Origin of the sequence: Aquipuribacter sp. SD81, assembly GCF_037153975.1 — a bacterium.
GTDB lineage: Bacteria > Actinomycetota > Actinomycetes > Actinomycetales > JBBAYJ01 > Aquipuribacter.
In genome coordinates this window covers 63,962-81,656 of record NZ_JBBAYJ010000012.1, presented here as the reverse complement: position 1 = coordinate 81,656, position 17,695 = coordinate 63,962, and the positions used below count along the sequence as shown (strand labels likewise).

Annotated in this window: 19 protein-coding genes; 4 read left to right on the top strand and 15 right to left on the bottom strand. The window is 77.5% G+C overall.

Annotated features, from left to right (window positions below):
- Positions 1–5: 5 nt before the first annotated feature.
- The 5 genes from WAA21_RS09235 to ispF all read right to left on the bottom strand — a co-directional run bounded on the left by WAA21_RS09235 (position 6) and on the right by ispF (position 4,947).
- Complete coding sequence (locus WAA21_RS09235; protein WP_336922493.1) at positions 6–1,265, bottom strand: LolA family protein; 1,260 nt, start codon at positions 1,263–1,265, stop codon at positions 6–8.
- 103 nt (positions 1,266–1,368) lie between these two features.
- Positions 1,369–2,466 (bottom strand): hypothetical protein, encoded by a 1,098-nt coding sequence (locus tag WAA21_RS09230; protein ID WP_336922492.1) that lies wholly within the window; start codon positions 2,464–2,466, stop codon positions 1,369–1,371.
- A complete protein-coding gene (locus WAA21_RS09225) occupies positions 2,463–3,281 on the bottom strand; it encodes a GNAT family N-acetyltransferase (protein ID WP_336922491.1) in 819 nt (272 codons plus the stop codon). The genes WAA21_RS09230 and WAA21_RS09225 overlap by 4 nt, the downstream gene beginning before the upstream one ends.
- A gap of 65 nt (positions 3,282–3,346) precedes the next feature.
- Positions 3,347–4,444 carry a PHP domain-containing protein gene (locus tag WAA21_RS09220; RefSeq protein WP_336922490.1) on the bottom strand — a complete coding sequence of 366 codons (1,098 nt, stop codon included), beginning with the start codon at positions 4,442–4,444 and terminating at the stop codon, positions 3,347–3,349.
- The gene (gene ispF, locus WAA21_RS09215) at positions 4,441–4,947 is read right to left on the bottom strand and encodes a 2-C-methyl-D-erythritol 2,4-cyclodiphosphate synthase (protein ID WP_336922489.1); all 507 of its coding nucleotides are present in this window, start codon (positions 4,945–4,947) and stop codon (positions 4,441–4,443) included. The genes WAA21_RS09220 and ispF overlap by 4 nt, the downstream gene beginning before the upstream one ends.
- A gap of 125 nt (positions 4,948–5,072) precedes the next feature.
- Between ispF and WAA21_RS09210 the strand changes: the two genes are divergently transcribed.
- Positions 5,073–5,864, top strand: coding sequence for an IspD/TarI family cytidylyltransferase (locus WAA21_RS09210; protein WP_336922488.1), 792 nt, complete (start codon positions 5,073–5,075; stop codon positions 5,862–5,864).
- 35 nt (positions 5,865–5,899) lie between these two features.
- Here the strand turns inward: WAA21_RS09210 and WAA21_RS09205 are convergent, their stop codons facing one another.
- The 3 genes from WAA21_RS09205 to WAA21_RS09195 form a co-directional block, all read right to left on the bottom strand.
- Positions 5,900–6,637 carry a 2-C-methyl-D-erythritol 4-phosphate cytidylyltransferase gene (locus WAA21_RS09205; RefSeq protein ID WP_336922487.1) on the bottom strand — a complete coding sequence of 246 codons (738 nt, stop codon included), beginning with the start codon at positions 6,635–6,637 and terminating at the stop codon, positions 5,900–5,902.
- Complete coding sequence (locus tag WAA21_RS09200; protein ID WP_336922486.1) at positions 6,630–7,682, bottom strand: PIN/TRAM domain-containing protein; 1,053 nt, start codon at positions 7,680–7,682, stop codon at positions 6,630–6,632. Before WAA21_RS09200 ends, WAA21_RS09205 begins: the two co-directional genes overlap by 8 nt.
- Before the next feature lie 62 nt (positions 7,683–7,744).
- Positions 7,745–8,227, bottom strand: a complete 483-nt coding sequence (locus WAA21_RS09195) for a CarD family transcriptional regulator (RefSeq protein WP_336922485.1) — start codon at positions 8,225–8,227, stop codon at positions 7,745–7,747.
- A 286-nt stretch (positions 8,228–8,513) separates the two neighbouring features.
- Here WAA21_RS09195 and WAA21_RS09190 point away from each other — a divergent pair, with 286 nt between their 5' ends.
- Entirely contained in the window at positions 8,514–9,023 is a 510-nt protein-coding gene (locus WAA21_RS09190; RefSeq protein ID WP_336922484.1) for a hypothetical protein, read from the top strand.
- A 9-nt stretch (positions 9,024–9,032) separates the two neighbouring features.
- On the opposite strand, the gene WAA21_RS09185 is transcribed toward WAA21_RS09190, so the two are convergent.
- Together WAA21_RS09185 and WAA21_RS09180 are read right to left on the bottom strand one after the other, a co-directional pair.
- Positions 9,033–9,716, bottom strand: a complete 684-nt coding sequence (locus WAA21_RS09185) for a response regulator transcription factor (RefSeq protein WP_336922483.1) — start codon at positions 9,714–9,716, stop codon at positions 9,033–9,035.
- Positions 9,713–10,933 (bottom strand): sensor histidine kinase, encoded by a 1,221-nt coding sequence (locus tag WAA21_RS09180; RefSeq protein WP_336922482.1) that lies wholly within the window; start codon positions 10,931–10,933, stop codon positions 9,713–9,715. Before WAA21_RS09180 ends, WAA21_RS09185 begins: the two co-directional genes overlap by 4 nt.
- Before the next feature lie 89 nt (positions 10,934–11,022).
- Here WAA21_RS09180 and phoU point away from each other — a divergent pair, with 89 nt between their 5' ends.
- The gene (gene phoU / locus WAA21_RS09175) at positions 11,023–11,694 is read left to right on the top strand and encodes a phosphate signaling complex protein PhoU (protein ID WP_336922481.1); all 672 of its coding nucleotides are present in this window, start codon (positions 11,023–11,025) and stop codon (positions 11,692–11,694) included.
- 4 nt (positions 11,695–11,698) lie between these two features.
- Here phoU and WAA21_RS09170 read toward each other — a convergent pair whose 3' ends face one another.
- From WAA21_RS09170 to mshA, 3 genes are read right to left on the bottom strand one after another with little or no spacing between them, the layout of a single operon-like run.
- Positions 11,699–12,457 (bottom strand): phosphoglyceromutase, encoded by a 759-nt coding sequence (locus WAA21_RS09170; RefSeq protein WP_336922480.1) that lies wholly within the window; start codon positions 12,455–12,457, stop codon positions 11,699–11,701.
- Positions 12,458–12,479: 22 nt separating this feature from the next.
- Entirely contained in the window at positions 12,480–13,031 is a 552-nt protein-coding gene (locus WAA21_RS09165; protein ID WP_336922479.1) for a YbjN domain-containing protein, read from the bottom strand.
- 4 nt (positions 13,032–13,035) lie between these two features.
- On the bottom strand, positions 13,036–14,349 hold the full coding sequence (gene mshA / locus WAA21_RS09160) for a D-inositol-3-phosphate glycosyltransferase (RefSeq protein WP_336922527.1): 1,314 nt from the start codon (positions 14,347–14,349) through the stop codon (positions 13,036–13,038).
- Between the two features lie 163 nt (positions 14,350–14,512).
- Between mshA and WAA21_RS09155 the strand changes: the two genes are divergently transcribed.
- Positions 14,513–15,307 (top strand): class I SAM-dependent methyltransferase, encoded by a 795-nt coding sequence (locus tag WAA21_RS09155; protein ID WP_336922478.1) that lies wholly within the window; start codon positions 14,513–14,515, stop codon positions 15,305–15,307.
- Between the two features lie 10 nt (positions 15,308–15,317).
- Here the strand turns inward: WAA21_RS09155 and WAA21_RS09150 are convergent, their stop codons facing one another.
- Positions 15,318–16,424 carry a hypothetical protein gene (locus tag WAA21_RS09150; protein WP_336922477.1) on the bottom strand — a complete coding sequence of 369 codons (1,107 nt, stop codon included), beginning with the start codon at positions 16,422–16,424 and terminating at the stop codon, positions 15,318–15,320.
- Positions 16,421–17,686, bottom strand: a complete 1,266-nt coding sequence (locus WAA21_RS09145) for an ATP-binding protein (RefSeq protein WP_336922476.1) — start codon at positions 17,684–17,686, stop codon at positions 16,421–16,423. Before WAA21_RS09145 ends, WAA21_RS09150 begins: the two co-directional genes overlap by 4 nt.
- Positions 17,687–17,695: the final 9 nt, after the last annotated feature.

The following is a 17,695-nucleotide window of genomic DNA, read 5'->3' as shown; positions in this document are numbered from 1 at the left end:
CCCGGTCAGCCGGCGTAGCGCTGCAGCACCGCGGGCTCGACCGCCCCGACGAGCACGCGGCCGTCGTCGGTGAGCAGGACGCTCAGCAGCGTGCTCGTGAGCACGCGGCCGCCGTCGACCTCGGCCGTGAGGCCCTCGAGCAGGGCGGCCGGGTCCCCGGCGCCCTCAGGCAGGTCGCCCTCGCGGACCTCGGGCCCACCCGCGGCGGCGCCGTCACCCAGCTCCATCCGCCAGTCGGCACCGGCCTCGGGGGCCGCGAGCTCGAGGACGGTCGACCAGCCCTCGCCGTGCACGACGGGCTCCGGCGCGTCGCTCGCCGCGCCGGCCTCCGCGTGCGGGGCGGCGGTCTCGTCCTCGCGCGGCTCGGCCTGCGGCTCCACGACCGTCGTGCCGGGCGCGGGGGAGAAGTCGAACACCGACGCGTCCGGCGCCGTGAGGTCGAGCGAGGTGAAGCCGGTGACGAAGGCGGGCTCGCCCTGGCCGCGGGCGCCGACCGACACCTGCAGCACGTGCCCCGTCTCGGCGTCGACGGCGACCTCGAGGGTGCCGACGAGGGTCTCGTCGTCCTGCGGGGTCGCGGTCAGCGTGTAGGCGTCCCGGCCCGCGACGACGCGCGGGGTGCCGACGGCGACCTCGGTGTCCTCGACGTCGGCGAGCAGCGTGCGGGCGACCTCGTCGGGCGTCATGCCGGCGAACGGGTCCTCGGCGGTTTCGAGGCCGGCGCGGAGCTCCGCGAGGTGCTCCTCGAGGGCCGCGCGCTCGGAGTCGGTGAGCGAGGCCTCCTTCTCCGCCCACGCGGCCTCGGCGTCGGCGCGTGCCTCGGCGAGGTCGAACCGCGTCGCGGTGTCCTCGCTCGAGGAGTACGTCCACACGACGTCGCCGTCGCGGACGACGTCGAGCTCGGTGAAGTCGTCGACGAGCGACACCCGCTGCTGCTCCGGGCCCCCGACCCACACGCGCAGCTCGTTCTCGCCCGACAGCAGGCGCGTGAGCACGGCGGTCGGGTCGGTGGACGTCTGCTCCGGTCCGGCGCCGCCGGCGGCGCCGGCCAGCCCGGACAGGTCCGGCAGGCCGAGGGCGGCGACGGTCCGGACGGTGCCGGAGAACGGCTCGGGCTCGGCCTCGGCGACGGCGACGAGCAGGTCCTCGGCGCTGCGCTCCGGCAGGTCCGGGGTGGCGTCGGAGGAGGCGGACGCGGCGACCCCGCCCCCCACCACGACGGCGGTGACGGCGGCGGGCACGAGCCAGCGGGCTGCAGCGGACATGCCACCACGGTACGTCCGCCCCGAGCGGTCCGGCAGTGGGGGCAACCCCCCGGCCCGCGCTGCGGCGGGCCGCAGCCGCGGGCCCCCGCGGGCCGCGACCGCCTCAGACCCGACGGTCCGGCGGCAGCGGGAACCCGAGGTGGACGTGGTCCTGGTGGACCCGGTCGGTGAAGTACCGCTCCGCCGGCCGCAGCTCCGCGGGCCCGCCGATGTCGGTGGCGCCGGCCTCGAGGGCCGCCGCCATGAACGCCCGCCACGGGGCGCGCTCGCGGTCCACGACCCACAGCCCGTCCAGGGCCGTGACGTCGACCGCGCGCCCGACGGTGTGCGCGGACGGCCTCGTCGTGGCGAAGACGTTGACGGGGTGGGCGGAGTACAGGACGTGGACCCGGACTCGCCAGCGCGCCGCGAGCTCGGTGAGCGCGAGGGCGACCGACTCGTGGACGACGCCCGAGCGGAGGTCGGCGGCGGCGATGCCGGACAGCTCGACGCGGTCGTCCTCCAGCAGGGCCTGGACCGGCCCGGGCAGCGGCGGCAGCGGCGGGTCGGGGAAGGCCGGCTGCACCGACGTCACCACCCAGCGGTCGCCGTCGCGGCTCAGCCGCACGTCGGCGCCGAACGGCCGGCGCACGAGGTCGCCCGCCCCGTCCAGCAGCAGCAGGTCGCCGAGGACCATCTGGCTCGCCCGGTCCTCCTCGGCGTTCAGCCCGCCGTACTGCGGGTACGTCACGCGCAGCGCCGCCGGCCCCCGCTGGGGCAGGAGCCCGAGCAGCGGCCGGGCGACGCCGGGGTCCTGCCCGGTCGGGGCGAGGCGCTCGGCGAGGGCGTCGTCGTCGCGGCCGAGGTCGTCGACCGACATGACGGCCTCGAGGAAGCGGACCGCGTCCCGCTTGCAGGCCGCGAGCATCTCGCCGGGCAGCACCTCGTACGGCGCCGGCCGGTCGGGCAGGGTCGGCACGGGTGGGGCCTCGGGCGCCGCGGTCACCGTCCGCGGCGGCGGTGTCGCCTCGACGGTGACGGTCGGCCCGCCCGTGGTGACGGTGGAGGTCACGGTCGGCGCGGCGACGTCCGGGCCGGGCCGCGCCGAGCAGGCCGCGAGGCCGCTGCCGCCCGCGGCCGCGGCGGCGAGCAGCAGGCCGCGCCGGCTCCAGCGCCCCTCGCCGCCGTCCCCGTTGCGCCCCGTCCGGTCCCCGCGCCTCACGCCCGGCCCTCGGGGCGCCCGTCGGCGCCCACCGGCGCGGAGCCGGCCGTCAGGTCGAGGACGGTGCCCGGCGTGGTGACGCGCGCGAGCGGGAGCCGGTACTCCGCCACCCACCGGCCGTCGCGGTGGCGGCGCACCTCGGCGCGCGTCCAGCCGAGCCGCTCGTACATCGCGGCGGCGCCCTCCGGCGGGAGCCCGAGGTCGGGGTCGGAGCAGTCGGTGACGAGGGCGACGTGGTCGGCGCGCGCGGCGGCCGCCGCCGCCACCGCGGTCTCCAGCAGCGCCCGCGCGAGCCCCAGCCCGCGCGCCCCGGGCACGGTGACGACGGCGTGCACGACCGCGACCCGGACCCGGCGCCCGGGTCGCGGCGTCCCGTCGGGCCCGGGCGCGGGGCCGGCCTGCGCGGCGGCCCCCGCGCGCAGGCGGCGCGGCAGCAGGTGGCGGGCGTAGGCACGCACCCGGGTGCGCAGGAACCGGACGAGCACCGCCGGGCGCACGAGCAGGCCGAGCGCGCCCCGCCACAGCAGCGCCGTCCGGTGGGTGCGCAGCACGTGCCGCAGGTACAGGCGCTGGTCGAGCGTCACGAGCACGAAGGCCACGACCTCGCCGGAGCGGACGACGCCCAGGCCGAGCGCGGCGGGGGTGTCGAGGAACGTGCGGTGCCAGCGCCGGACGAAGGCCTGCCCGAGGCGCGGGAACAGGCCGTTGGGCAGGAGGCGGCGGTGCAGGCGCGCGGTGCGGGCGGTGTCCGCCGGTCGCAGGGCTCGCACGAGGCACCCTGCCGGCAGGGTGGGCGTCGGCACGTCCAGCCTCATCGCCACTCACGGTAACCCGTCGTGCGCGCTGTGCCTATGCCGCCTGGCCGGGGACCGGGATCGGGTCAGCCGCGGGTCCAGGCGAGCAGCCGGTCGAGGTCCCACGTGTCGACGACGCGGTCGGCGTCGATGCCCGCGTGCTCCACGCGCGCGCAGCCGAGCTGCTGCCAGTCCAGCTGCCCGGGCGCGTGCGCGTCGGAGTCGACGGCGAACAGGCACCCCGCGTCGGCGGCGAGGGCGAGCAGGTCGGTGGGCGGGTCGAGGCGCTCGGGGCGGGCGTTGACCTCCACGGCCGTCCCCGCCGCCGCGCACGCGGCGAAGACGCGCTCGGCGTCGAACTCCGACTGCGGGCGCCCGCCGCGGCCGCGGCTGGCGCCGGGGGAGTCACCCGCCCGCCCGCCGAGGAGCCGTCCCGTGCAGTGCCCGAGCACGTCGACGTGCGGGTCCTGCACGGCGCGCAGCATCCGCCGGGTCATGGCGTCGGCGTCCATCCGCAGCTTGGAGTGCACCGAGGCGACGACGACGTCGAGCCGGGCGAGCAGCTCGTCGGTCTGGTCGAGGCTGCCGTCGTCGAGGATGTCGACCTCGATGCCGCTGAGCACGCGCAGCGGCACCCCGTCGGCGTCGAGGCGCTCCTGCACCTGCTCGATCTCGTCGAGCTGCGCGAGCAGCCGCTCCGGCGACAGCCCGTTCGCCACGGTGAGGCGGGGGGAGTGGTCGGTGACCACCAGGTAGTCGTGGCCGAGCGCCGCCGCCGTCCGTGCCATCGTCTCGATGCTGCTGCCGCCGTCGCTGGCGAGGGTGTGGCTGTGCAGGTCGCCCCGCAGCGCCGCCCGCAGGGCGTGGCCGTCCGCGACGAGCGGCCCCACCTGCGCCTCGAGCGCCGCGCGGTACCCCGACACCTCACCGCGGACGGACTCGGTGACGACCTCGGCGGTGCGCGGGCCGATGCCCGCGAGCCCCGTGAGGCCCCCCTCGTCGGCGAGCCGGCGCACCTCGTCGTCCGCCAGCCCGCCCACGACCGCGGCCGCGGTCCGGAAGGCCTTGACCCGCGGGGTCGCCGACTGCGCGCGCTCGAGCAGGAACGCGACCCGCTCGAGCTCCTCGCGAGGGGCGAGCGGCCGCTCGTCGGGCTCGCCCGCGAGGGGTACCCGCGTGCTCACCGGTCGCCCCCGGTCACGCCGCGCACGAGCAGGGCCGTCGCGAGGGCGGCGGCCCCCTCGCCCCGGCCGGTCAGCCCGAGGCCGTCGCTCGTGGTGCCGGACACCGAGACGGGCGCCCCGACCGCCTCGGACAGCACCTGCTGGGCCTCGGCCCGGCGCGGCCCGAGCCGCGGTCGGGCGGCGACCACCTGCACCGACACGTTGACCACCCGCCACCCGGCCTCGCGCACCCGCCGCGCGGTCTCCGCGAGCAGCGTCGTGCCGGACGCCCCGGACCAGCGGGGGTCGCTCGTGCCGAAGACCGCCCCGAGGTCGCCGAGCGCCGCGGCGGACAGCAGGGCGTCGCAGGCGGCGTGGGCCGCCACGTCGCCGTCGGAGTGCCCGGCGAGCCCGGCGGGCTCCTCGGGGAAGTGCAGCCCCGCGACGTGGCACGGCACGTCGGCGGCGAAGGCGTGGACGTCCACGCCGTTGCCCACCCTCAGGTCCGGCAGGCCGCCGGTCACGGCGCGCCGGTCCGGTCCGTGGTGCCGCGGGGTGGTCGCGAGGGCGTCGGGCTCACGACGGCATCCAACCGCGCCGTCCCGGTGACGGCGAGGGCCGGTCGGTCGCGACGGTCTACCGTGCGCGCGTGGGCGACGCCGGGACCGACGCGGGGACCACGGCGCGGGCCGGTGTCCGGGCCGCGCTGGTGGTGCTGGCGGGCGGGAGCGGCACCCGTGCGGGCGGCGTGCTCAACAAGGTGCTCGCGCCGGTGGCGGGACGACCGGTCCTCGCGTGGTCGCTGCGGCGCGTCGCCGACGCGCCCTGGTGCGTGCGGACGGTCGTCGTGGGCCGCGCCGACGAGCTCGACGCGGTCCGGGCCGTTGTCGCCTCGTGCCCGGGGCCGCGCCCGGTCGACGTCGTGGCGGGCGGTGGGACCCGGCACGGCTCGGAGCGGAACGCGCTGCGCGTCCTCGAGGCCGACGTCGCCGCGGGCGCGCTCGACGTCGTCGTGGTCCACGACGCGGCCCGTCCGCTCGCGCCGCGGCGGCTGTTCGACGACGTGGTGGCGACGGCGGCCCGCTCGGGGGCGGCGCTGCCCGTCGTGCCGCGACGCGACGTGCTGCTCGCCGGTGCCGTCGCCGACGTCGCGGCCGTGCAGACCCCGCAGGCGTTCGCCGCGGCGCCGCTCGTCGCCGCGTACCGGCGCGCCGACGCCGACGGCTTCACCGGGACCGACACCGCGGCCTGCGTCGAGCGCTACACCGACCTCGTGGTGGTCGGCGTGCCCGGCAGCCCGCGCAACCTCAAGGTGACGTTCGCGCCGGACCTGCCCCTGGCCTCCGCCCTGCTCGCGGCCGAGGCGGCGGACGAGGCGGCGGGCCGGGCGGGGGGCCAGGCGGCGACCGGGACCACGGACGAGGCGGCCGGGCGGGTCTGACGCCCCGGCCCCACCGCGCGACCGCGACCCGCGGCTCAGCCCGCGGCCGCGGCGTCGAGGGACAGGGCGAGGACCTCGGCGTCCTCCGGGGTGTGCACGCGCCGCGCGGCGCCCGTCACGGGGACGAGGTCGACGGTCGCGGCCGCGCGCAGCGCCGCGAGCGTCGCGGCGGGGTCGCCGAGCGGGACCGGGGCGCTGAGCACGGTCCCGGCCGGCACGACGACGGGCGTGCCCGCGCCGAGGCAGGCCTCCCGGTCGACCGTCGCGTCCACGACGACCCGGTCGCCGTCGCGGTGCACCGCCTTGAGCGTGTCGGTCACGGGCAGCACCGCGGCCGCGCACCGGCCGCCGGTCCGCGAGCGCGCGGCGACGGCGGCCACGTCGGCCGGCGGCACGAGAGCGCACAGCGGGTCGAGCACGACGACCTCGGTCGCCGTCCCGGCGCGGGCGAGGACCTCGCACAGGTCACCCGGCTCGACGACCTCGACCCGGGGGGCGGCGCCGCCGGCCGCGCCGGCGACGGTCCGTGCCGTCGCGGTGGCCCGCTCGACGAGCGTCTCGCCGTCGGGCAGCGGGCCGCGCCCGAGCACGAGCGCGCGGTCCGCCGCGTGCGCCGGCAGGGGCACGACGACGAGGGTGGCGCCGCCCGCGGCGCCCGCCCGGGGACCGCTCGCGCCGCCGGCCGGGTCGCCGGGCAGGTCGCCGGGCAGGTCGCCGGGCAGGTCGCCGGGCAGGTCGCCGGGCAGGTCGGGCACGCCAGGCAGGTCAGGCACGCGCGCGCGGCTCCGGTGCGGCGTGCGGGCGCGCGAAGACCATGCGCCCGTTCGCGGTGAGGAGGACGCTCGTGACGGTCACGGGGAGGTCCTGCCCCACGTGACGTCGCGCGTTCTCCACGACCACCATGGTGCCGTCGTCGAGGTACCCGACGGCCTGCCCGGGCTCGCGTCCGGCGCGCAGCAGGGCGACCGTCACCGTGTCGCCCGCGCCCACCGGGGGGCGCAGCGCGAGGGCGAGGGCGTGCAGGTTCATGACGCGGGCGCCGGCGAGCGCGGCCACCTTGGCGAGGTTGGTGTCGAGCGTGAGCAGCGGCTCCCCGCGCCGCAGCGCCGCCCGCACGAGCTTGGCGTCGACCTCGTCGAGCTCCGGCGCGGGGTCCTCGACGACCTCGACGTCGACCTCGCGCAGGTTGCGCAGCGCCGTGAGCGCGTCCAGGCCCCGCCGCCCCCGCGCGCGCCGCCCGTCGTCGCCGGAGTCCGCGAGGTGCTGGAGCTCGTCGAGGACCGGCTGCAGCACGGTGAGCCGCCCGTGGAGGAACCCGGCCCGCACGACGTCGACGACCCTGCCGTCGACGGCGACGGACGTGTCGAGCAGCCGGGCCGAGGTCGGGCCGGACTCCGCGGCCGCCGTGCCCGGCGGGGCGGAGCCCACGAGACGCAGCACGCCCTCGCGCCGCGCGAGACCCAGCCGGTAGCCGACCGTCCCGGCGACGACGAGGACGAACACGAACACCGGCAGCACCACGAGCGGGCGGCCGAGCACGAGCAGCGGCCACGTGACGAAGCCGGCCGCCAGGACCGCCACCGCGGCACCCAGCAGCCCGGACAGCAGCTGCTCGGCGGACCGCCCGGCGAAGAGCCGGTCGGCGTGGCCGACCCCGCGCGCCACGCGCCGGGCCAGCCAGCCGCCCAGCACGTAGCCCAGGCACGCCCCCAGCAGCACGCCGAGGGTCGCGCCGGACAGCGGAAGTCCCGTCCCGCCCGCCTCGTCACCGACGAGCTCTCCCAGGTGGGCGCCCACGCCCGCCAGGAAGACGACCACGCACAGGCGCAGCGTCTCGACGACGAACGTCGGGACAGGGCGCCCGGGCGCGGGCGCGGTGCTCAGGAGGAGAGGACCTCGTCGAGCATGGTCTCGGCGGCGACCTCGTCGGTCTTCTCGCACAGGGCGAGCTCGGAGACGAGGATCTGCCGGGCCTTGGCGAGCATGCGCTTCTCGCCGGCCGACAGGCCCTTGTCGCCGTCGCGTCGGTGCAGGTCGCGGATGACCTCCGCGACCCGGATGACGTCGCCCGAGGCGATCTTCTCCTGGTTCGCCTTGAAGCGGCGCGACCAGTTGGTCGGCTCCTCGGCCTGCGGCGAGCGCAGGACGGAGAACACCTTGTCGAGGCCGTCCTTGCCGACGGCGTCACGGACGCCGACCAGGTCGACGTTCTCGGCGGGGACGCGCACCGTCAGGTCGCCCTGAGCGACCTTGAGGACGAGGTACGCCTTCTCCACCCCCTTGATGGTCCGGGTCTCGACGGCCTCGATGAGGGCCGCTCCGTGGTGTGGATAGACGACGGTCTCGCCCACTGCAAACGCCATGTGTTATGCCCCTTTCCGACGTAGAGAGTACCACCGGCCGGGGGCCCGGTGAAGATCGCGGACCAACGTTTGCGCTGGTCAGCGACCTACGGCCCCTGTCAGACCCTCTTGACAGGAAGGGACCCGGACCGCTACGCGCGCCTGTTCCGTCACGCCCGGGAGCGCCCCCGCGACGGCTGCTCCCCAGGTCAGGGCCAGGTCGCGCCCAGGTCCCGCGCAGGCGAGCGGGCGGCGTCGCGGCAGGTCGGGCGACGCCGTGGGGCCCCCGCTCGCTAGCATCGGCGCCGTGACCCCGCAGAGCCGCCATGGCGTCCCCCGCACCGCCGCCGCGTCGAGCCGCCCGGTCCTCCGGGGTCTCGCGTGGACGGGGGCGCTCGCGGTGTCCGCGACGCTGCTCGGCGGCTGCTCGTTCTGGTCGCGCGACGTCGTGCTCGAGCCGTACGCCCCCGCCGACGGCCTGCAGGCGGAGCTCGGCGACGTGCTCGTCCGCAACGTGCTCGTCGTGTCGGAGGGCTCCGGTGAGCCGGGGGTCGTCAGCGGCGCGCTGGTGAGCCGGTCGGAGGAGGACACCGTGGTCCTCGTCGAGGCCGGCGGCTCCGACGCCGTCGTGGAGGTCGGGGCGGGGGAGACCGTCTTCCTCGGCACGGAGGACGGCGAGCAGGTGGAGATCGAGACCGTCGAGGAGGCGGCCGGGGCGGCGACGCCCGTCACCTTCACGAGCGAGACCGTCGGTGCGGTCACGATCGTCGTGCCGGTGCAGCTGCCCGAGGGCGCCTACGCCGAGATCACGCCCTGACGGGCGGGCTCAGGTCTCGAACTTGTAGCCGAGGCCGCGCACGGTGACGATGTGCCGCGGCCGCGACGGGTCCGGCTCCACCTTGGTGCGCAGCCGCTTGACGTGGACGTCGAGCGTCTTGGTGTCGCCGACGTAGTCCGCGCCCCACACCCGGTCGATGATCTGCCCGCGGGTGAGCACCCGGTCGGCGTTGCGCACGAGGAGCTCGAGCAGCTCGAACTCCTTCAGGGGCAGCTGCACCTGCTCCCCGGCCACGTGCACGACGTGCCGGTCCACGTCCATGCGCACGGGGCCGGCCGTCACGAGCGCGCCGGCGCCGTCGGGCTCGGTCTCCTCGTGGCGCCGCAGCACGGCCCGGATCCGGGCGACGAGCTCACGGGCGGAGTACGGCTTCGTCACGTAGTCGTCGGCCCCGAGCTCCAGCCCGACGACCTTGTCGACCTCGCCGTCCTTCGCCGTCAGCATGATGATCGGCACCCTGCTGCGCGAGCGAAGCCGGCGGCACACCTCGGTGCCGGGCAGGCCGGGCAGCATGAGGTCGAGCAGGACGACGTCGGCCCCGTCGCGCTCGAAGACGTCGAGCGCGTCGTCCCCGCTCGCGGCGACGCCGACCTCGTAGCCCTCGCGCTCGAGCTGGTAGCTGAGCGGCTCCGAGAACGACGGCTCGTCCTCGACGACCAGGATGCGGGTCACGCGGGTCCTCCGGGGGCTGGTGGGTCGGTCGTATCCTGCCCGGTCCCCGGGGGCGGGGAGGGCGGGGTCTCGGCCGGTGCGCTGGGGGCGTCGGCGTCCGGCAGGCGCAGCGTGAAGGTCGAGCCCTGGCCGGGGCGGCTCCACAGCCCCACGTCGCCGCCGTGGTCCTCCAGCACGTGCTTGACGATCGCGAGCCCGAGACCCGTGCCGCCGGTGCGGCGGGACCGGGCGGGGTCGACGCGGTAGAAGCGCTCGAACACGCGCTCCTGCTCCTCCAGCGGGATGCCGATGCCGCGGTCGGTGACCTGCACGACGGCGAGCCCGTGGCGTCGGGTGACGGCCACCGACACCGGCGAGCCGTGCGGGCTGTAGGCGATGGCGTTGGTGAGGAGGTTGCGGACGGCGGTCGTGAGCAGGTCGCGGTCGCCGACCGTCCGGACCCCCGCGGGCCGGGACCGGGTGATGCCGGTGCCGGCCTCCTGCGCGATCGGGCGGACCTGGTCGAGCGCGTCGTCGACCACGTCGTCGAGGGCGACGACGTCCCGCGCGCCGGGCCGGTCGACGACCTGCACGCGGGACAGCTCGACGACGTCGGCGACGAGCCGCTCCAGCCGGAGGCTCTCCTGCCGCATGCGGGCGGAGAAGCGGCGGACCGCGGCGGGGTCGTCGGCCGCGTCCTCGAGGGTCTCCGCGAGCAGGCTGATGGCCCCGACCGGGGTCTTGAGCTCGTGGCTCACGTTGACGACGAAGTCACGGCGCACGTCCTCCACGCGCATCGCCTCCGTGCGGTTCTCCACGTCGAGCAGCACGTGCTCGGGCCCGACCCGGTGCGCGACGACGCGCACCTCGACCGTCCCCGGGCCGAGCGGGCCGCGCGGCAGGCTCAGCTGCTCGGTGCCGTGCCCCGACGGCCTGCGGCCGGTGAGGACGTCGGCGGCGAGCGCACGCAGCTCGTCGTGGACGAGGAACTCCGCACGGACCAGGCCGAGGCCGACCGCCTCGCGGGAGGCGAGCACGACCCGGGCGCCGCGTGCGACCACGAGCAGCGGGCGGTCGGTGAGCGCGACGGCGCGCGCGAGCACGTCGGTGAGGCCCGGGGACGCGTCGCGGGGGCCGGCCCGCCCGGCGCGGTGACCGACGGTGAATGCGCCGACGAGGAGCACGACCGCCGCCACCGCCACGACGGCCACGAGCACCACGACGTCGACCGCTGCCACGTCCGCCGAGCCTAGGGCCGGGCGCCGGGCGCGCGTGTCGTCGCCCCGCGACGGGACAACCGCCGCCGCGCACGGCAGGATGAGTGGGCGTGAGCAGGTTCGACGAGGATCTCGCGTCGCTGACCTCGGGCATGGTCGAGATGACCGGGCTCGTCGCGCAGTCGATCTCGCGCGCCTCCTTCGCCCTGCTCAACGGCGACCTCGAGCTCGCGGAGGCGGTCATCGCCGAGGACGACCGCATCGACGCGTGGCAGTGGACGCTCGACGACCAGATCATCGGCATGATGACGCGCCACGGTGCCCTCGCCGGTGACCTGCGCACGCTCGTGTCGGGCCTGCGCGTGACCGCGGACCTCGAGCGCATGGGCGACCTCGCCCGTCACCTCGCGCAGGTGACGCGGCTGAAGTACCCGGACCCGGTCGTGCCGGACACCGTGCGACGGCACATCGAGTCGATGGGCGACGTCGCCGAGCGCATCGCCTTCAAGACCGGCGACGTGCTCGCCCGCAGCGACAGCCGCCTCGCGCGCGAGGTCGACCGGATCGACGACGAGATGGACCGGCTGCACCGCGAGCTCTTCACGGTCATGCTGTCCTCGCGCTGGGACGAGGCCGTCTCCGTCGCGATCGACGTGACCCTCATCGGGCGCTTCTACGAGCGCTTCGCCGACCACGCGGTCAACGTCGCCAACCAGGTGGTGTACCAGATCACGGGCGAGGACCCGGACCGCGTGGGCGGCCCGGGCCTCCCGCCCGTCTAGCCGCTCAGCGGCCCTGGTTCGCCACGGCCGCGACGGCCTCCGCGGCCGCCTCGGGGTCGAGGTAGCGCCCGCCCTTCTCGACCGGCACGAGCTCGTCGCCCTCGGCGCGCAGCTCGTAGAGCAGCGGGATGCCCGTGGGGATGTTGAGCCCCGCGATCGTCTCGTCGTCGATGCCGTCGAGGTGCTTGACGAGCGCGCGCAGCGAGTTGCCGTGCGCCGCGAGCAGCGTCACCTTGCCGGCCCGCAGGTCCGGCACGACGGCCTCGCGCCAGTACGGCAGCATCCGCTCGACGACGTCCTTCAGGCACTCGCTGGTGGGCATGGCGCCGTCGATGTCGCGGTAACGGGGGTCGCCGGTCTGGGCGTACTCGTCGTCGGGGTCGATCGGCGGCGGGGGCGTGTCGTAGGAGCGGCGCCACAGCATGAACTGCTCCTCGCCGAACTCCTGCAGCGTCTGCTTCTTGTCCTTGCCCTGCAGCGCGCCGTAGTGCCGCTCGTTGAGGCGCCACGACCGCGTGACGGGCACCCAGTGCCGGTCGCACGCGTCGAGGGCGAGGTTGGCGGTCATGATGGCCCGGCGCAGCACCGAGGTGTGGCAGACGTCGGGCAGGACGCCGGCCTCGGCGAGCAGCCGCCCGCCGCGCGTGGCCTCCTCGCGGCCCTTCTCCGACAGCGGGACGTCGACCCAGCCGGTGAAGAGGTTCTTCGCGTTCCACTCGCTCTCGCCGTGGCGGAGCAGGACGAGGGTGAAGGTGTCGCTCATGGCGGCCATCCTGGCAGCCGGCTCAGTCGGCGTCGTGCCGGTCCCGGCCCTCGGCGTCGTCGCGCAGCAGCGAGGAGAAGGCCGCGAGGTTGCGCGCGTCCAGACCGCGCTCGGCGCGCCAGCGCGCCTCCCGGCGGATCGAGCCGGCGAAGCCGAGCCGCAGCAGCTCGTCGAAGGCGCCGTCGGCGGTGGCCAGCACCGTGCCGAGCAGCTCGTCGAGGACGTCGGGGACCACGGCCGCGAGCGGCAGGCGCGCGACGAGGTACACGTCGCCCTCGCCGTCCAGGGCGAAGGCGACGCCGCGCAGGCGCGCGTTGCGCCGCAGCAGCCACCGCATGACCTGCTCGGTCGCCTCCTCCGGCCGCCGCACGACGAAGGCGGACAGGCTGAGCGAGCGGTCACCGACCAGCAGCGACGCGGTCGTCGTGAGGCGGTGCTCGCCCGGCAGGCGGACCACCACCTCCCCCGTCCGTGCGCCCGGCTCGTGCTCGACCCCCGCCTCGTCCAGCCAGGCCAGCACGAGGGCCGTGGCGCGCTCCCGGGCGGTGGCGGACGCGCCGCCGCCCTCCGTCACCGGCTCACCCGGAGGCCTCGAGCAGACCCGGCACGACGAGCTCGTCGGGCCGGGTCGGCACCGTCGGGCGTCGCCGGAAGTCGGTGACGGCCCGCCCGTACTCGGCGAGCACGCGCTCGGCGGTGACGTCCCAGCCGTGCTGCGTCGCGTGGCGGGCGGCCGCCGCACCCAGTCGGGCCCGGCCCGCCTCGTCGTTGAGCAGCCGGTCGAGCTCGTCGGCCCAGCGGGCGGGGTCGTGGCCGTCGACGAGGACGCCCGTGACGCCGTCCCGCACCGCCCGGCGCAGCCCGCCGACCGCCGCCGCGACGACGGGCGTCCCGCACGCCTGCGCCTCGAGCGCGACGAGGCCGAACGACTCGCTGTACGACGGGACCGTCACGAGGTCGGCGGCGCGGTACCAGTCCGCGAGCCGGGGCCGCGGCACGGGCGGGGAGGTGTGGAGCAGGTCGGCGACCCCGAGCTCGCGGGCCTGCTCCACCAGTGCGGTCGGCCGGGCGAGGCCGCTGCCGCTCGGTCCGCCGAGCACGGCCACGACGAGCGGTCGGTCGGCGCGCGGGTGACCGGCCGCCTCGCGGCGCCGGCGGAGGTGGGCGGCCGCAGCGACGAGCACGTCGGGCGCCTTGAGGGGCTGGAGGCGGCCGACGAAGAGCAGGACGTCGGCGTCCGGCGGCAGGCCGAGGCGCGCCCGCGCCCGGCCGCGCGGTCCGGGGGTGAAGAGGTCGAGGTCCACCCCGGGCGACACAGCGGCGACCCGGGCCGGGTCCGCCCCGTAGTGGCGGACGAGGTCGGCCGCCTCCTCCTCGGTGTTCGCCACGAGCCGGTCCGCCGCGTCGACGACCTGCTGCTCGCCGATGACGCGGCCGCGCGGCTCCGGGGCGTCACCGGAGGCGAGGCTCGCGTTCTTCACCTTCGCCATCGTGTGCATGGTGTGCACGAGCGGCACGCCCCAGCGCTCGGCGAACAGCCACCCCACCTGCCCGGACAGCCAGTAGTGGGAGTGCACGACGTCGTGGTGGCCGTCGGGGACGCTCGCCGCCACCCGCATGAGGCCCGCGGAGAACGCGCACAGCTGGCCGGGCAGGTCCTCCTTCGCCAGCCCGTCGTACGGCCCGGCGTCGACGTGGCGGACGAGCACGCCGGGCGCGTCCTCGCCCAGCGGGACCACGTCCGGCTGGCCCGAGCTCGTGCGGCGGGTGGCGATCTCGACCGCCACCCCGCGGTCGGCCAGGCGCCGGCTCAGCTCGACGACGTAGACGTTGAGGCCGCCGGCGTCGCCCGTGCCGGGCTGCTCCAGCGGCGAGGTGTGCACCGACACCATGAGCACACGGCGGACGCGGGCGGGCTCCTCCACGGGCCGAACCTACGCCCGCGCGCAGCGGGAGGCGCCCCGGGGTGAGCCCGCGCGGGGCCTACCCTCACCGCCGTGAGCCCACTGTGAGTCCGTCGTGAGCCCGTCGTGAGCCCGTCGTGAGCCCGCCGCCGTGAGCCCGGCCCCGCGCCCCCACGGCCGCGTGACGCGCGGCACGACGGCGCCCAACCGGTTGAGGCGGGTCGACCGCTGGCTCGTGCGGCGTCACGCGACGCGGCTGCGCGCCGCCGGCGACCCCCTCGTCGTCGACCTGGGCTACGGCCGGCACCCGGTGACGGTCGTGGAGCTCGCCGACCGCCTGCGACGGGTGCGCGCCGACGTCGACGTGGTGGGGCTGGAGATCGACCCCGACCGGGTCGCCGCCGCCCGCGGGCGCGAGCGGGCGGGCCTGCGCTTCGCCGTCGGCGGCTTCGAGCTCGGCCCGGTAGGGGGACGCCGTCCCGTGGTGGTCCGCGCGCTCAACGTGCTGCGCCAGTACGACGAGCACGAGGTCCCGGCGGTGTGGGCCGGCCTGGTCGCCCGGCTCGCGCCCGGGGGGCTGCTCGTGGAGGGCACGTGCGACGAGCAGGGGCGCCTGGCGGCGTGGGCCGCCCTCGACGCGGGCGGCCCGCGCAGCCTCGTCCTCGCGTGGCGGCTCGCGGGGCTCGACCGTCCCGGCGCGGTCGCCGCGCGGCTGCCCAAGGCCCTCATCCACCGCAACGTGCCCGGGGAGGGCGTGCACGCCTTCCTCGCCGCGCTCGACGACGCGTGGGCGCGCGCCGCCCCGCTGGCCTCGCACGGCGCCCGGCAGCGGCTGGCCGCCACGGCGGCCGGGCTGCTCGACGCGGGCTGGCCGCTCGTGCGCGACCCGGCGGGCTGGCGCGGCGGCACGCTCGAGGTGGCGTGGTCGGCGGTGGCCCCGCGCTGACGGACGCGCGTCAGACCGCCTGCCGGGTCCCGGCCGGGGCCGGTGCGAGGGCGGTCGACACCGTCACCACCATCTCCGACGACCCGCGCTCCACGGGCTCGACGTCGACGACGGCGTCACCGGTCCCGCGCTCCTGCAGCGTGCGTCGGCAGCGGTCCGCGAGGTCCGCCGCGTCAGGCGCGACGACGACGAGCGTGCCGTCCTCCGGCGAGGACAGGCGCACCGTGAGGACGCCGGCCTCGACCTTCTCCACGAGCTCGACGAGGCAGCGGCGGACCGCCTGCGCGATGGGGGGCGGGTCGTCACCGGGCTCGGTGCCGGAGTCGTCGAGCAGCACGACCTCGACCCCCCGGCTGCGGGCGGCCCACACGCTGTCGCGCACCGACGGGTCGACGACGTGCCGCCCGCGGATGCCGTCGCGGACGGCGGCCTCGAGCAGCCGGCACTCCGTGGCCAGGCGCGCGTCGACCGGGTCGCCCTCGGCGAGGCGGCGCAGGACGGGCACGGCGATCTGCTCGACCTGCTGCAGGTGCTGCCGTCGCTCCTCGGCGGCCGCGAGCGAGGCGGCGCGCGCGCGGGCCGCGGCGGCCCGGGCGGCCCGGGCCCGCTCGACCGCGCGGGCGTTCTGCTGCACGAGCAGGTGGATCCCGACGGCGACCACGACGACCGCCGTCGGCGAGACGACCCGGTACAGGCCGTCCTGCACCGGGGCGACACCGGGCTCCTGCCACGCCCAGCCGACCGTCGTGGCGGCGCTCGCCACGGCCGCGGCGAGGGCGAGGCGGGGGTGGCCGCGCAGCGCCAGGCCGCTCAGCGGCAGCCAGACGAAGGCCGGGTACCACAGCGCGTAGCCGGGCCGGTCGTCCGGCAGGACCGCCACGACGAGCAGGCCGATGGCGACGACCGCGACCGCCACGCCGGTCGCGATCGCACGCGCCCGCTCCGGTGGCCACCGCAGGACCACGGACACGGAGCTGGCGAGGCCGAGCGCGAGCGCGAGCGCGTACAGCGCGGGGCTCCGGACGTCGCCGATGCTGAGCGCCCCGAGCGCACCCAGGCTGACGACGATGGCGGCCGCCGCGACGACGACCACCCGTGCGGGCAGCCGGTCGATCACGGGGACGCCTCCCCGCCGGGCCGCCACGACAGCCGGACGGTCGTGCCCGAGCCGGTCGCCGTCACCAGCTCCGCCTCGCCTCCCACCCGGGCCATGCGGGCGCGCACCGACACGGCCAGCCCCATCCGGTGGGGGGCGACGAGCGCCGGGTCGAACCCGACGCCGTCGTCGTGCACGACGACGACGAGGCCGCGTCCGTCGCCGCTCGGCCGCACCTCGACGGTGATGTCCGGCGCGCCGCCCGCGCCCCCGCCGTGCCGTCGCGCGTTTCGGGCCGCCTCCAGCGCCGCCTCGGTGAGGGCGCGGGCGACCACCGCGGGGACGGCCGGGCCGCCGCGCACGTCGAGGTCGGCCTCGGGGGCCACCGCGGCGAGGCTCTCCTGCAGCCGTCGGCCCACGGCCTCGCCGCTCACCGGCTCGTCACCGGCCGGGTCCGGGACCGAGCTCAGCGTGGTGAGGGCGCGCTCGGCCAGCGACGGCAGCTCCGGGGCGCCCGGGTCGTGCACGGCCGTGTGCAGCGCCGCGAGGACGGTGTCGTGCACCGCGGCGTCGAGCTCGCGCCGGGTGGCGAGCGCGGCGGCCGCCCGCGCCGCGGCCGTGCTCTCCTCCGCGGCCCGCGCGGCGACCGCGTCGAGCCGGGCCGCGGCGCGGCGGGCGCCGACGACGAGGACGGCCGGCCCGGCGGACAGCCCGACGATGAGGACGAGCTCCAGCACCGCGGTGACGACGGTCCCGCCGCCGCCGACCGGCTGGACGCGCACGACGGCGTACGCGGTGCCGACGACGAGCCCGTACCCCGTGCTGAGGGGCACGGAGCCGAGTGAGGCGAGCACGAGGGTCGTGAGCGGCAGCACGAGCCACAGCCAGGGCAGGCCCTGCGCGGCCCGGGCCTCGTCCGTCACGCCCTCCTCCCACAGCACGAGGCAGGCCAGCGTCCCCACGGACAGCCAGGCGGCGGCGGCCCGGATGTCGCCGGCCCGGCGCAGCGACAGCACGACGAGCCACGCGGCCGGGACGCAGATGCCGAGGACGGCGAGCACCTGCCACCAGCCGGCGAGGAAGTCGCGCTGGTCCAGTGCGCCGTGGCCCCAGGCCGGCACGGTGAGGACGACCAGGACGCCGGCGAGCCGGGCCAGCATGCTCGAGACGGCGGCGGTGCCGGGTGCCGTCGCGGCCGTCGGGTCGGCTCCGGGCACCTCGGCGGTGCCGGAGGGGTCGGGCGCGGCGACGGTGGCAGCGGGCGCCTGCGCGGAGGAGGCCACGGTCGTCCT

What these genes read in the sequence shown, in the direction of transcription:
- mshA (WP_336922527.1), bottom strand. Translation starts at nt 14,349, where the DNA reads ATGGTGTCGGTGCACACCTCGCCGCTGGAGCAGCCCGGCACGGGCGAC.
- WAA21_RS09195 (WP_336922485.1), bottom strand. Translation starts at nt 8,227, where the DNA reads ATGGCGTTTGCAGTGGGCGAGACCGTCGTCTATCCACACCACGGAGCG.
- WAA21_RS09170 (WP_336922480.1), bottom strand. Translation starts at nt 12,457, where the DNA reads ATGAGCGACACCTTCACCCTCGTCCTGCTCCGCCACGGCGAGAGCGAG.
- WAA21_RS09225 (WP_336922491.1), bottom strand. Translation starts at nt 3,281, where the DNA reads ATGAGGCTGGACGTGCCGACGCCCACCCTGCCGGCAGGGTGCCTCGTG.
- WAA21_RS09235 (WP_336922493.1), bottom strand. Translation starts at nt 1,265, where the DNA reads ATGTCCGCTGCAGCCCGCTGGCTCGTGCCCGCCGCCGTCACCGCCGTC.